This is a genomic window from Chitinophaga solisilvae, assembly GCF_009928525.1.
Taxonomy (GTDB): Bacteria; Bacteroidota; Bacteroidia; order Chitinophagales; family Chitinophagaceae; genus Chitinophaga; species Chitinophaga solisilvae.
Genome location: NZ_JAABOK010000014.1, coordinates 159,192 through 173,047 on the forward strand (window position 1 = coordinate 159,192; position 13,856 = coordinate 173,047).

The window sequence follows — 13,856 nt, forward strand, 5'->3', positions numbered from 1 at the left end:
ATCTGCGTAATGAGAATATTTTATTGGGTCGCTGCCCTGATGGCCTGTACCCTGCAGGGACTGGCGCAGAAAACCGTTCCATATTTCGGTCGTATCGACTGGATCAGCGGTTACGAAAAAGAGATTTCCGGAGAAAACATCCGCTATTACTCCGCATTTCCCGACTATGCCACCATCGCACTGCTGTCGCGGACTACCGACGGTCATAAAACCATGGAATGGCAGACCGCTCCCGTACCCGCGAAAGTAAAGGGGCCTTACGTCTATTTCAGCTGGGTAGCCGGCCATTCCAGCGCTACCAGCAGCGGCGACCGGCATTTTGATCTGTATCTCAACAACAGAAAATTACTAACGTTCACGACTAAACCGGGTAATCAGACGCCTGACTGGTCTTACGCTGCGTCCGACAGCAGCCGGGTAGTATTCCAGCAGACACGCCGGGACGGCGCCAACGATGCGCACGGCCTGATGTTCCTCCGCGTGCCCGTCAGCAGCATTACTCCCGGAAAACCGGTACAGCTCCGCATCACCGGGCAGGCGCAGCAAAGCAACGACTGGTTCATGACCTTCAAATTCTCCTTTGAAGAAAAAGCCGATATCATCCCGCAGCCTTTCCTGCTGAAAAACGGTCAGCAGCCCATCAGCATCCGGGTACTGCATTTCGGCACAGCACGTACCCTGCAGGTGAAAGCAGGCGATAAAAACGTATATCCGTTCGCGGTAGCAGACGGGCTCAATACCCTGGAGATACCGGTAAATAAAGTGGATCATCCAGACAGTATCCGTATCGCTATCACCGATGGGAAGAAGGTGCTGGCAGACAAATACGTAGCGCTCCATCCTGTGACCTACCGGGAGTTACATTTCATTCACCATTCCCATACCGACATCGGTTATTCGCATCTGCAACCGGAAGTATTGAAAATACATCTCCGCAATATTTACGATGCGCTCAGCATGATTGCAGCCACCCGTAACTACCCCGAAGAAGCGAAGTTCAGATGGAATATAGAATCACTCTGGGCTGTAGAACACTTCCTGCAGCAGGCCACCCCGGAAGATAAGACAGCCTTCATTAAGGCGGTAAAGGAAGGCAGCATCTGCCTGTCTGCCTTATATGCCAATATACTCACAGGTCTGAGTCTGCCGGAAGAAACCTTTCACTATACCGACTACGCTGCACAGCTGCGTAAAACGTATCAGCTCTCTATTCCCAGCGCCATGATCTCCGATGTGCCGGGCTATACCTGGACCACCGTTACCGCGCTGGCCAGAGGCGGCGTAAAATATTTCTCCAGCGGGCCTAACTACCTGGGCGAAAGCCATCCTTACCTGGGCGACCGCGTAGGGCATTTCGTACGTGCGTGGGGTGATAAGCCCGTATGGTGGGAATCGCCGTCAGGAGAAGAAAAAATACTATTCTGGACCGGAGGCAAAGGATATTCTTCCTGGCACGGAACAGCCCCTGGTGCAGTGTTTGAACGCGGTCCGCAGAAAATCGCTTCCTATCTCAACGAGCTGGATGAAAACAAATACCCTTATGACATGGTGCAGTGGCGTTATAATGTAGTGGCCGACAACGGCCCCATAGACACCGCTGTTTCCAGGTTTGTAAAAGAATGGAATGAGAAGTACGCATCTCCCAGAATCATCCTCAATACAACCGATAAACTGTTTGCCGCCTTTGAACAGAAATACGGAAAAACGCTTCCCGTAGTGAAGGGAGACATAACCCCCTATTGGGAAGACGGCGCAGGATCCACCGCCAGGGAGGCCGGACAGAACCGCGCCAACAGCCTGCGCCTGCAGCAGCTCACCAATGCCTATGCGCTGCTGTCGCCCGCAAAATATGATGCACAGCAGTTCTATCAGGCATGGACCAACATCCTGATGTTCCATGAGCATACCTGGGGAGCGCATAACAGCATCTCTCAGCCGGATGTATCTTTCGTTACAGAACAGTGGCGTATCAAAAAACAGTTTATGCTGGATGCAGACAGCCAGATCAACAGACTGGAAAGTCAGCTTTTTGCACCGCTTACGGATGCTCATTCAAAGAAGATTGCGGTAGTCAACACCCTCTCCTGGCCCAGAACCGGACCTGTGAAAATCAGTGTTGCCGGTAAATCCGTGAAAGATGCCAGCGGCAACCGCTATCCGCTGCAACGCCTGTCAGACGGCGGATACGTATTCATCGCCACCAATGTGCCTGCACTGGGTACCGCTGTATATGAAGTGAGTAATGAAGCTGTAAAAGCACCCTCTCCCTTTACACAAAGTGCCGGCACTTTATCCAACGGCACTATCACTGTAGCGTGGGATAGCAGCAATGGCAGCATCTCGCAGCTTTCCGGCAAAGATGGCCATAACTATGCCGGCACCTTCCGGGATCAGGGCCTGAACAGCTACTGGTATGTACCAGGTCAAGACCCTGCAGCAGCGGTTTCCAACGGAGCAGTACAGGTGAAGGCAACAGAGAGCGGCCCGGTTGTAACAACCATCCTGCTGTCCGCCGCAGCCCCCGGCGCACAATCCATAGAAAAGCGCATCACCTTATATGCCGGCGCTGCTGCCGCTATGATAGAAAATACGATCAACAAAAAATCCGTGCGCACCAAAGAGGCCGTACACTTCGGATTTCCTTTCCATGTACCCTCCGGCAAAGTAACGCTGGACGCAGGTTACGGCACTCTCCGCTACCTGGACGATCAGTTGCCGGGCTCCAATATGGACTTTATGTTCGGCCGCAGATGGCTGGATATTTCCGGTAAAAACAACGGCCTCCAATGGATGCTGCTGGAAACACCGATGGTAGAACCTGGCAGCATGATAGACGAACAGCTCAAAGTAGTACAGAGCCACAAAGAATGGAAAAAAGAAGGACAACCTACCACCACGTGGTTCAACTACATCATGAACAACTACTGGCATACCAACTATAAGGCAGATCAGGAAGGTATCAGCAGCTATCATTATGCACTTCGTCCGCATGGCGCAGACAGCGGCGCCGATCAGGAGAAGGCTGCTGCCGCCTTTACACAGCCCCTGATAGGCTTCCCGCTGAAACAGGGCATTACGCTGCCTGCCAGCCTCCTTACGCTCACCAATCCGGCCATTGTAGTTACCAGTATCACACCGGCAGAAAACGGCCGGTATATCGTACGGCTGTTCAATCCGGAACAATCCGCACAAACCACCGGGTTGGGCAAAGGTACGTTGCAGGTGAAGCTGGAAGCGATGGGAGTGAAAGAAGTGGAATTTTAGACTGTGAATTACGAATTGCGAATTACGAATTACGAATGTAGAAGCGAAGATTAAAGCGAAGATAGGAGGAGATTTCTAATAGTGATCTTCTCCTATCTTCGCTTTAATCTTCGCTTCTACATTCGTAATTCGTAATTCGCAATTCGTAATTCAAAGTCTAAAGCTCCGGCCGCTTCAATTCAATGCTATACGTAAAACAGTCGCTGCGGTACCAGCAGATGTTGAATTCTATGGGTTTGCGGGCGGCGTCCAGAACAATACGGCGGCGTTCCAGTACGGGCGCGCCTTTTTCGATATCCAGGAGGGCAGCTATTTTTTCGTTGGCGCCGATGGCGCGGATTTCTTCCTGGGAATAAACCGGTACAATGTGGAATTCAGTATCCAGCAGTTCATAGAGGGGGCGGTCAAAGTTTTCCTTGCCGGTGAGTCCTATTCTGGGGTGGAAGAAGGACTCGAAATAGACCATTGGTTTTCTGCCGGTGCTGCGTATACGTTCCAGGCAAACAACGGGCTGGTTGTACGGTATCTGCAGCATTTTTGATGTATCCATATTAGCTTTCACTACAGCCACGGCGCTTTTCAGCGTTTTAAACGGAATGCCCTTGTCTTCCATTTCATGGGTAAAGCTGTACCAGTTATCGAGGTTGGTGGTAATCTTCTTCTTTTTCACCAGGGTGCCTGATCTTTTCTTTCTCTCCAGCAGCCCGTCTCTTACCAGGTTGGCGATAGCCATGCGCAGGGTGTTTCGGGATATACCCCATCTCCTGGCGAGATCTGTTTCTTTTGGAAAAATATCTCCCTCGCGGAAGTGGTTTTCCCGTATGAGTTTACGCAACTGCTCTTCCGCCTGCTGATGCAGGGGCACTTTACTATCATGGTCTAATAAAGGTATCTTCGTCATATATGTACGAACATATTGCTTTTTTATGATGATGAGAAATTTTTCGGGAGATAATCATGTTACTTTTATTTTTATCTGCCGTAAGATAAACCGGGGCAGAGAATGGCTGAAAGACATACGCACAGATATCATCAGACCGATGCCACGGTGCTATACAAACAATCAACCCGGGCAGGCTGTTATGGAGTTTACAGCCTGTTATACCGGCATCTCCATGCTTCAGGTGTTATGCAGAAAAATAACACCGTAGGTGTGTAATATTGTTTATTCTTTAACCCTCAAAAATTGTAAACCCATGAACAAAGGAGAATTTGTCAGCGCCGTTAAAATCAATGTAGCCACCGCTGCAGCAAACAAGGTCATCAACCTGCTGGAAAAGCAGGTGACAACAGTTTCCAGAGAGCTGAAACAGGAAACAGACTGGTATAGTAAACTGGGGCAGGCAGACCGGGACATAGTGAAGCAGCTGATCTCCCGTGCAGCCGATGCCGGCGTATATGAATTTTTACAGGTACTGGATGGGGCGAAATCGCTGGAATCCGGTACAGATAAAGGTGTCCTGCGGCTGTTATATGAGAAAAACGGCGCTTCTGTTCAGCTGAATGATGCCACCGGCGGTTCCTTGCACGAGCTATACTAGTGTATGTATCCATCATGTTGCCATCACGCTCCCCGGTGGTGAACTGATCCGCTGTTTTCCCTTCAATTTACGTATATGCTTTTCCGTTATTTACCTGCCGGATTGGCCTGCTTATCAGCAGCAATCCGGCAGTAAAAAACGGGCATTAAAGTATGGCAGCATGTATTTTTCCAAGTACGAAACAGATGGCTGATATAAACCTGAATTTTGTATATTGCGTAAGTCAGATTTGAATAAGGGAGAAGATTTTCCCCACATGTATATTACCGGAGATGACCGGCATCTTCATCATATTTGCAGCTACTTCGGACCGCCCTGTTTTAACCCTTACCTATTATTACAGATAATGTGACAGACTATTCATGCTAATATCCGGCAGTACAGCAAATAGGTTTTAACTATAAAATAATAGAATTAATTGATTGTAACTATATCTACAATAACTTAATTTTATAAACCTGCACAAACGCATTGTGCAATCAGTGTATACTCCACACCCTAAACTTGTAAAAATGGAAAAAGAATTAAACGACATCAGTAAATGCCCGTTTCATAATGGTACCCTGAAACACAATGTGGGCGGCGGCGGCACCAGAAATAAAGATTGGTGGCCTAACCAGTTAAAGTTGAGTATACTGCGTCAGCATTCATCCTTAACCAACCCTATGGATGAAAATTTCAGCTATGCCGAAGCTTTTAAGAGCCTGGACCTGGAAGCGGTGAAAAAAGATCTTCATGCGCTCATGACAGACTCGCAGGACTGGTGGCCGGCGGACTTCGGGCATTATGGTCCGTTGTTTATCCGCATGGCCTGGCACAGTGCAGGTACCTATCGGGTGACTGATGGCCGCGGCGGTGCAGGTGCAGGGCAACAGCGCTTCGCCCCCCTCAACAGCTGGCCGGACAATGTGAGTCTGGATAAGGCACGCAGGCTGTTGTGGCCTATCAAACAGAAGTACGGCCGTAAAATATCCTGGGCGGACCTGCTCATCCTCACCGGCAACATCGCACTGGAATCCATGGGCTTCAAAACATTCGGCTTTGCCGGAGGACGGGAAGATGTATGGGAAGCAGATGAAGCCGTATACTGGGGTTCTGAAACCACCTGGCTGGGCGGCGATCTGCGTTATGCGCACGGCTCTCCGGGCGTGGAAGAAAATCATGGCGTACTGGTATCTGATGAAAAGGCAGATGGAGATATACATTCCCGCAACCTGGAAAAACCGCTGGCTGCCGTGCAGATGGGGCTGATCTATGTAAATCCGGAAGGACCTGACGGCAACCCCGATCCTATTGCCGCTGCCAAAGATATCCGGGATACCTTCGGACGCATGGCGATGGATGATGAAGAAACCGTTGCCCTCATTGCAGGTGGCCACAGCTTTGGTAAAACCCACGGCGCTGCTCCCGCTACCCATGTAGGCAAGGAACCGGAAGGCGCAGACCTGGAGCTGCAGGGACTTGGCTGGCAGAACAGCTTTGGATCCGGCAAAGGCGCAGATACCATTACCAGCGGCCTGGAAGTAACCTGGACCAAAACGCCTACCCAATGGAGCAATAACTTCTTCGAGAACCTCTTCGCCTTCGAATGGGAACTCACCAAAAGCCCCGCCGGCGCACATCAATGGGTTGCTAAAAATGCCGATGCCATTATTCCGGATGCATATGATGGCGCCAGAAAACATCTGCCCACGATGCTGACCACAGACCTTTCCCTGAGATTAGATCCCGTATATGAGAAAATATCCCGGCGCTTCCTGGAAAATCCGGATGCATTTGCAGATGCCTTTGCCCGCGCCTGGTTTAAATTAACACACCGCGACATGGGCCCGCGCGCACGTTACCTCGGAGCTGATGTTCCGGCGGAAATACTGATCTGGCAGGATCCTATTCCGGAAGTGAATCATCCGCTGACAGATGAAAAAGATGTCGCTGCCCTGAAACAAAAAGTACTGGCATCCGGCCTCAGCATCTCGGAACTGGTATCTACCGCATGGGCTTCCGCGTCTACCTTCCGCGGCTCCGATAAACGCGGCGGCGCAAACGGCGCACGTATCCGCCTGGCTCCGCAGAAATACTGGCAGGTAAACAACCCGCCCCAACTGCAGAAAGTGCTGGACAAACTTGAAAGTATTCAGCAGGAGTTTAACAACGCGCAGACCGGCGGCAAAAAAATATCGCTGGCAGATCTCATCGTACTCGCCGGCGGTGCAGCCGTTGAAAAAGCAGCCAAAGATGCAGGTCAAACCATCACCATTCCGTTTACACCCGGCCGCATGGACGCTTCCCAGGAACAAACCGACGTGGAATCTGTCGGCTACCTGGAACCACTGGCTGATGGCTTCCGCAATTACCGCAAGGCCAAAATTCCGGCATCCACCGAAGAGCTGCTGATAGATAAAGCACAGCTGCTCACGCTGACAGCACCGGAATTAACCGTATTACTCGGTGGCCTGCGCGTCCTGAACATCAACTATAACGGCACTGCAGAAGGCGTTTTCACCCAACGCCCCGGCCAGCTTACCAACGATTTCTTTGTAAACCTGCTCGATATGAACACTGCCTGGAAAGCAGTATCAGCCGACAAAGAACTCTACGAAGGCTCCGACCGTACCACCGGCAAAGTTAAATGGACTGCCACCCGCGCCGACCTCGTATTCGGCTCCCATGCCGAACTGAGAGCCCTCGCCGAAGTTTACGGCAGCACCGATGCACAGGAAAAATTTGTAAAAGACTTCGCGGCAACCTGGAATAAGGTGATGAATCTGGACAGATTCTGATGCAGATAATTTAATTGCGAATTGCGAATTACGAATTGCGAATTACGAATGTAGAAGCGAAGAGTAAAACGAAGATTAATAAAGATATTCAATAGTTATCTCCTTTAATCTTCGCTTTACTCTTCGCTTCTACATTCGTAATTCGTAATTCGCAATTCGTAATTACCCAAAAAAACAGGGACAGGTGTTGCAGCCTGTCCCTTTTAACCTGTCGTAGACACCAACAAGTCTATACCATTATTCCATCATTAAACATTTTTGGTAAAAGCTGGCGGGCGGCGCCCGGCAGCAGTATCACTACTTAGCCGTATACTTGTAGTTGTGCGACTGAGACTGACCTACAGCAATAACCTGGTTCTGTACATTGGTTTCTACCTTACCATCTACTTCTGCTTTATAGCTCAGGGTGATCGGCGTTCCTTCCTGGTTGGAATAGGAAACGCTCAGGCCACCGAAATTATAAGGCCTCACCGTTTCAAAAACATAAGTCTTGGTACTGCCGAAAAACTTTTTCTCATCCCATAAAATCACATTCTCGTTACCCTGGGTAACACCGTTGATCTTCCATACAGGTTCGCCATACTGGCTGGCATCATGATTACCGGCGCTGATGCCGAGATCAACCTGGTCCATCTGGTCAGCACCTGTTACTGTAACCGTGATTTTAAGAGAGATTTTACCATAATTCTGAGGAGCAGGATCATCCTTTTTACCGCCGCATCCTGTAAATAAAATACCTGCCAATGCAGTGAGGCACAAACTGTAAATGAAGTGTTTTACGCTTTTAGTTTCCATCTGCTTCAATTAAGAAATAGTCAAATAATGAAACAAATGTAGGCTGGTTAGGCACGCGTAACAATACCGGATAAGCAGTGTTTTTTACCCTCCTAATTATAGGAGGGTGCATAGGCGGGGGTTAAATCAATTTCTCCTGTACGACTAACATCAGCAGCTCGGTCGTATTTTTTACACCGAATTTCTGCAGCAGATTTTTACGGTAGGTATCTACCGTAAAGCGGGTAAGCGACAATTCTGCTGCAATGACGGTGGTGGTTTTACCGGCTGCGAGCAGCTCCAGCAGCTGTTTTTCACGCTTCGTAACTCCAGGGAGCTTCCGGGTATTTTCTGCCGGCACATCCGTCATTAACTTCTTTATTTCCGGGCTCAGCACAATTTCGCCGCGTTGCGCCAGCTCTATACTGTTCAGTATTTCTGCGGCAGGCGCACTTTTTAAAATATAACCGGAGGCGCCGTGCTGTAATAAGCTCAGCACCGTACTTCTCTCTGCCAGGTTGCTCATGCCCAGGATACAGATCTCCGGGTACAGCAGTTTGATTTCCTTGCACAGGTCTACCCCGTTGCCATCCGGCAGCAGCATATCCAGCAGTACAATGTCTACTTTTTGGTGTGTAATAAAGGATAAAAAACTTTGTGCATTGAAGAAACTTAAAACAGACTGATAACGCTCCTCTTTACTGAGCAAGTGTTTCATGCCTTCGCTTACAATAGGGTGATCGTCCACCACAGCCAGTATTTTCTGCTCGTCAGACATATAGTTCAATATTGACAGAGGTTCCTTCATTGATGACGGAGGTAATATCGATTTTACCTTTTACATAGTTTACTCTGGTGTAGATATTACTCAGCCCGATTCCTTTTGCCTTGCGGGCGCTGTCCAGGTTAAAGCCGCTGCCGTTATCCTCTACGGTAATCAGGAAGTTGTTGTGGTCCTGTATGCATTGCACAATAATTTTAGTAGCGTGGCTGTGGCGGATGGCGTTGGCCAGTAGCTCCTGAATGATCCGGTAGATATTTACCTGCGATACCAGCGGCAGTTCCTTGCTGATACTGCTGGCCTGGAATTCGATTTCCCGGTTCCGGTCGGACAAAGACGCACACAGATCTCTCAGCGCTGCTTCCAGCCCTAATCTGATCAGGCTTTCCGGCATCATGTTACGGGCTATTGTTCTCAATTCACCGATCGCTTCTTCCAGCTGCAGGATCACATCTTCCACTACCGGGGAGTGTGGCTTCTGCTCTGCAGAAAGTTTCAGTTTAATGCCTGACAGGGTTCCGCCCAGGCCATCGTGCAGGTCGCGCGCCACGCGGGTACGCTCTCTTTCCTCAGCTTCCAGCATGGTTTGGGTAAGCTGCAGGTGCTGCTGCTGCTCCATTTCGCGGAGTTGCTGTGCGGCCTGTTGCTTACTGTTTCTGTAAAAATAAATCAGGAAAAGGGTGATGAGCAATAGTACACCGGCGCCACCTCCCAGTAATAAATTGAGCAGGTACTGGTTTTTGCTTTTTAAGATGGCCTGTTCCTTTTCTACCTGCAGGCGGGTAATTTTTTTCTCTTTCTCCGCTGTCTGGTATTTAGTTTCCAGATCGTGCACTTCCAGCACAGTCTGGGCATACTTCAGGCTGTCTGCAAACTCAGCGTATTTTTTCATGTATCCATACGCCGTTTTATAATCGCCGGCTTCCCAGGCATATTCGGCTATTTCCTTGGCGGAACCGAGTTTTATTTCATTGTTATGATCTTCTTCACTCAACTTATATACCTGCAGGGCTGCATCCCTGGCTCCCCGGTAGTCTCCCTGCCAGAGCATCACATTCTTTTTGGCAAAATAATAATCATAGTAATTCATTCTGCTACTGAACTGCTGCAATGCCTCCTCTGCTTTTGCCAGCATGGCGTTTGCCTCTTTGGGTTTCCTGATATGCGCATAATAAAATGCCTGGTAGGAATAGTATCTGCCGGAGGCGGGAACCGGATTCCCGATTTCATCCAGGTAGATTTTTGCTTTCTGCAGATACTCATTTACTTTGTCCAGGCTATCCATCCGTATCATTAAATGTGTGGCGGTAAGATAGGCCCCTATTTTTTCCGGCGGCGAAAATTTCCCTTTCTCTATCACGCCCAGGGCCTTCCGCATGTAGGGATACGCCTTCTGGTATTCTCCCATGTTCGTAAAGCAGGCAGTAATATTCTGGATGGTAATACCGTATCCCCAGTTGTCCTGCAGCTTTTCCAGTCTGGGTAAATTGGAAATCAGCATTTCGGCCGACTGCCTTACATGGCCGTTGACGGCATATATGGAGGAATTATTGTTGGTCGCATATACTATGAGCCGGAGGTCTTCCAGCGAAGGCTCATGTTCCAGCCGGGAAATTACCCTGTTATTGTAAAACATGGCGCTGTCCTTATGCAGCAGCACGGTGTGCAGGTAGCCCAGTATCTGGTCTGCATAAGCCTTGTGATACCTGGATGAGGTTTTACCGGCAAGTGCCAGCGCGCTGTACGCATGCTGAAATGCCAGGGCAGAGTCGCGATGCAGGAAACACTCCTTCGCGAGCCTGTTATGCCCTGTAATACGCGCCGTATCTGTGGTGGCTGACTGTAAAACATTATTCAGACTGTCAATCTTATTCTTCGTCTGGGCATAACCAACGGGCGCCCCAACAACCCAACAAATCATTATAAGCATTATCCGCTTCAGCGTGCAGGCAAACATGCAGTTCTCTTTTAGCATAAATATACGGGCAAACCATTTTATTGATGCTGTAATATCTGTTTTTTGTCCGGCTTATACAATGATTCAGTAAAAATCATCCCGGCCCGCCTGCTGCCCCTCTCCTTTTTCTCCCTGGTTATTTTTTATACACAGGTAGGATTTATGAAAAAAACCACTAACTTTGCAATACAAAGTACTTTTTAAATAATTTATTCTTCGTTAAAACGGACCTGCAGCATGATTAAAACTATCACCTCCAAACGCACCTGATTATGCAAAACAAAAGACTCATCGGCATTTTACTCACCGTTGGCCTGCTGCTGCTTATCCCGCTGGCAGCCATGCAGTTTACCGGCGAAGTAAACTGGTCCCTTACCGATTTCATTGTAGCCGGCGCTTTATTGCTGGGCACCGGTCTGCTGTGTGAACTGGTCATGCGGAAAGTAAAGAAAACCGGATACCGCGTGGCCTTCATCATCGCCATTCTGGGCACGCTGCTGCTCATCTGGATAGAGCTGGCAGTAGGCATCTTCGGCTCCCCGGTAGCTGGTAACTGACAGATACCGCCTGTCACACTGCCCCGTAATTATCCCAGAAAAAAACTGATTCCGTTGAGTCCGGCATTTCTTCCCTGCTCAACGGAATCGCTTACATTCCTTCCGGCTGTACCACACAAAAAATACGGCTGCCGGCATCACGTCCTACCCTCTTTCCCTGCAGGTAACTTTTGCCTGCATACGCGCTGCAGAAATATCGCGCATCATACCCTTATTTTCACGCATCATAAATCCTGCATCTGTTTCTTATAGCCCTACGGTAGCATTTGAAATCATGCTTTCACGCATTTCATTACCCTAAAGTTTTGTTTATGAAACCCGACCTACATGCCATCAGCACAGCCGAAAACCCTGCATCTGCCGCCGGCAAGGCAATCACTGAAATTGCCGCCATCTGGAAAGAAGTACTGGGTCTTCCCGACATTGACCTGTATCAGCCTTTCTTTTCGCTGGGCGGTAATTCTATCAATGCCATCGCCGTCATGAGCAAAATGAAAAAAGCCGGCTATCCCGTGACACTAAGGGATATTATACATCATCAGTCTATCCGGAAAATAGTGGATGAAGTACTGCAACCTTCCACCTCACCGCTCATTGCTACAGCAGAAGCCCTGGAATCTTTTGTTCTTCAGGAAGGCGGCATAGCTGTCACCTTCCGCAATGTGCAGGTACAGTATCCCCATGGTATCCGGGAATATCAGATACTGCAGACCGAAGCTGGTCAGACAGCCGCGGTACAACAACTCATCAGCAACCCGGCACTGCCGGTTGCCGCCGGCATCCTGCCGCATTACATTTCCGACAAAACGGAGTTTAACGAAACTACCGGTGCGCCGCTACCTGCTGCCATCTTCCAGGCCCTGCTGGGGCTGCAGCCGCTGGAACTGTTTGATGCTCCCGCAGCTGCAGCAAACATACTGGCCACTTATCAGGCCAATGACACCGCCATCAGGAAGCCGGTCATATTACGGCAATACCCGCTGTGCGCCATGCAGCAACTGCAGATTTCCTTTCACACACAGGCATGCGTGGACCTCCTGCCATTGCACACCCATGTGGATGTACCACTGCTGCAACAGGTATACAGCACGCTGATAAAGCGGCATAGCCTCCTGCGGAGCGTAGCGGTAAAAGGCGAACATTTTCACAACTGGGAAGAACATGCCTTCGATCCGGCCCTGGTACCGGAAATTCCGGTAATAGACCTTTCCGGCTATCAATATCCGGAGGCCGACTTCTATCCGCTCGTAACATCATTTGTTTTCCGTAAATATGATCCCGGAAAAATTTTCCACCAGCTGGTACTCTTCCGTGTCAACCTGAAAGAATATTACCTGGTCATGATCTTCAGCCATGTAATTTTTGACCGGGTCACAGGAGAAGTGCTGAAAAGCCAGCTGCAGCAGTATTATCAGGATCTGGCAGATAAAAGAAGAATCAGGGAAGAAAAAATTGTTCCGTTTGAATCCTATGTGAGAGCTATAGAGAAAGGACCGCAACAGCTGAGCACAGCAGACATCATCCGTAATTTTCAGCTGGAAGATTTTTACAACGCGAAACAACGCATCCTGGAAACTGTCCACGGCAGGGAATCTGCACAGAGTTATGCCTTCAGTATAACGGTTTCTTTACAGGATACGGTTCAGGATCCCCTGGCAACAACGCTGGCGATATATACCCGCGCCCTGCACCGTTACCTGGGCGTTTCACAGCTTCCGCTACTGTTTGTCTGCGACGGGCGGCAGTATGAAAATAAACTGTATTACAATACCGTCGGCGAGTTTACGGATATGGTGCCCATGCTCACCGATGCTGCCTGGACGGTTAAAGAAACCGGCGATATTATTTCCGGCAGACTGGCAGCCCTGAAGCAACACAACCTCAACTTCCTGCACCTGTTGCTGCATCCCTCATCCCGCGCTGACAAGCCGGAGATCAGCCGGCTGATGGACGCAGGAGAAGCGCTTGAACGTTTCGACATACTGATGTTCAATTTTCTCGGTAATGCGGAGGAAGTGCCTGTTACGACAGATGAACAGACAGATATACAACCGAACCCGCTTCCCATTTACAGCCTGCTGAACTGCATTGCCTCTTCCGGCCCTGGCAGCATCACTTTCCGCTTCCGCAGCAGTTATACAATCGATATTGATGCACTCAGAAAAATATTTGCAGCAGTAGTCCCTGAAATGTAACATTCAT

9 protein-coding genes are annotated in these 13,856 nt (G+C 49.4%); 5 read left to right on the forward strand and 4 right to left on the reverse strand.

All coding sequences use genetic code 11. From position 1 onward, the window contains the following. Positions 1–9: 9 nt before the first annotated feature. The gene (locus GWG06_RS24950) at positions 10–3,264 is read left to right on the forward strand and encodes a glycoside hydrolase family 38 C-terminal domain-containing protein (RefSeq protein ID WP_160716829.1); all 3,255 of its coding nucleotides are present in this window, start codon (positions 10–12) and stop codon (positions 3,262–3,264) included. A gap of 157 nt (positions 3,265–3,421) precedes the next feature. Here GWG06_RS24950 and GWG06_RS24955 read toward each other — a convergent pair whose 3' ends face one another. Continuing rightward, positions 3,422–4,165, reverse strand: a complete 744-nt coding sequence (locus GWG06_RS24955) for a GntR family transcriptional regulator (protein ID WP_127044614.1) — start codon at positions 4,163–4,165, stop codon at positions 3,422–3,424. 295 nt (positions 4,166–4,460) lie between these two features. Here GWG06_RS24955 and GWG06_RS24960 point away from each other — a divergent pair, with 295 nt between their 5' ends. Together GWG06_RS24960 and katG are read left to right on the forward strand one after the other, a co-directional pair. After that, a complete protein-coding gene (locus tag GWG06_RS24960; RefSeq protein WP_127044613.1) occupies positions 4,461–4,805 on the forward strand; it encodes a hypothetical protein in 345 nt (114 codons plus the stop codon). Positions 4,806–5,317: 512 nt separating this feature from the next. Beyond that, positions 5,318–7,585 carry a catalase/peroxidase HPI gene (gene katG / locus GWG06_RS24965; RefSeq protein ID WP_160716831.1) on the forward strand — a complete coding sequence of 756 codons (2,268 nt, stop codon included), beginning with the start codon at positions 5,318–5,320 and terminating at the stop codon, positions 7,583–7,585. Between the two features lie 297 nt (positions 7,586–7,882). Here the strand turns inward: katG and GWG06_RS24970 are convergent, their stop codons facing one another. The 3 genes from GWG06_RS24970 to GWG06_RS24980 all read right to left on the reverse strand — a co-directional run bounded on the left by GWG06_RS24970 (position 7,883) and on the right by GWG06_RS24980 (position 11,061). Further along, the gene (locus tag GWG06_RS24970; RefSeq protein WP_127042607.1) at positions 7,883–8,380 is read right to left on the reverse strand and encodes a hypothetical protein; all 498 of its coding nucleotides are present in this window, start codon (positions 8,378–8,380) and stop codon (positions 7,883–7,885) included. A 121-nt stretch (positions 8,381–8,501) separates the two neighbouring features. Continuing rightward, complete coding sequence (locus GWG06_RS24975; protein ID WP_160716833.1) at positions 8,502–9,137, reverse strand: response regulator; 636 nt, start codon at positions 9,135–9,137, stop codon at positions 8,502–8,504. Beyond that, the gene (locus tag GWG06_RS24980; protein ID WP_202183111.1) at positions 9,130–11,061 is read right to left on the reverse strand and encodes a tetratricopeptide repeat-containing sensor histidine kinase; all 1,932 of its coding nucleotides are present in this window, start codon (positions 11,059–11,061) and stop codon (positions 9,130–9,132) included. The genes GWG06_RS24975 and GWG06_RS24980 overlap by 8 nt, the downstream gene beginning before the upstream one ends. A 308-nt stretch (positions 11,062–11,369) precedes the next feature. Here GWG06_RS24980 and GWG06_RS24985 point away from each other — a divergent pair, with 308 nt between their 5' ends. Together GWG06_RS24985 and GWG06_RS24990 are read left to right on the forward strand one after the other, a co-directional pair. Next, positions 11,370–11,654 carry a hypothetical protein gene (locus tag GWG06_RS24985; RefSeq protein ID WP_235938514.1) on the forward strand — a complete coding sequence of 95 codons (285 nt, stop codon included), beginning with the start codon at positions 11,370–11,372 and terminating at the stop codon, positions 11,652–11,654. A gap of 311 nt (positions 11,655–11,965) precedes the next feature. Then, on the forward strand, positions 11,966–13,849 hold the full coding sequence (locus GWG06_RS24990; protein WP_160716837.1) for a phosphopantetheine-binding protein: 1,884 nt from the start codon (positions 11,966–11,968) through the stop codon (positions 13,847–13,849). Positions 13,850–13,856: the final 7 nt, after the last annotated feature.

Excerpts from the sequence above, each read along its gene's own strand:
- GWG06_RS24950 (WP_160716829.1), top strand. The coding sequence starts at position 10 with ATGAGAATATTTTATTGGGTCGCTGCCCTGATGGCCTGTACCCTGCAG.
- GWG06_RS24955 (WP_127044614.1), bottom strand. The coding sequence starts at position 4,165 with ATGACGAAGATACCTTTATTAGACCATGATAGTAAAGTGCCCCTGCAT.
- GWG06_RS24960 (WP_127044613.1), top strand. The coding sequence starts at position 4,461 with ATGAACAAAGGAGAATTTGTCAGCGCCGTTAAAATCAATGTAGCCACC.
- katG (WP_160716831.1), top strand. The coding sequence starts at position 5,318 with ATGGAAAAAGAATTAAACGACATCAGTAAATGCCCGTTTCATAATGGT.
- GWG06_RS24970 (WP_127042607.1), bottom strand. The coding sequence starts at position 8,380 with ATGGAAACTAAAAGCGTAAAACACTTCATTTACAGTTTGTGCCTCACT.
- GWG06_RS24975 (WP_160716833.1), bottom strand. The coding sequence starts at position 9,137 with ATGTCTGACGAGCAGAAAATACTGGCTGTGGTGGACGATCACCCTATT.
- GWG06_RS24980 (WP_202183111.1), bottom strand. The coding sequence starts at position 11,061 with ATGATTTGTTGGGTTGTTGGGGCGCCCGTTGGTTATGCCCAGACGAAG.
- GWG06_RS24985 (WP_235938514.1), top strand. The coding sequence starts at position 11,370 with ATGCAAAACAAAAGACTCATCGGCATTTTACTCACCGTTGGCCTGCTG.
- GWG06_RS24990 (WP_160716837.1), top strand. The coding sequence starts at position 11,966 with ATGAAACCCGACCTACATGCCATCAGCACAGCCGAAAACCCTGCATCT.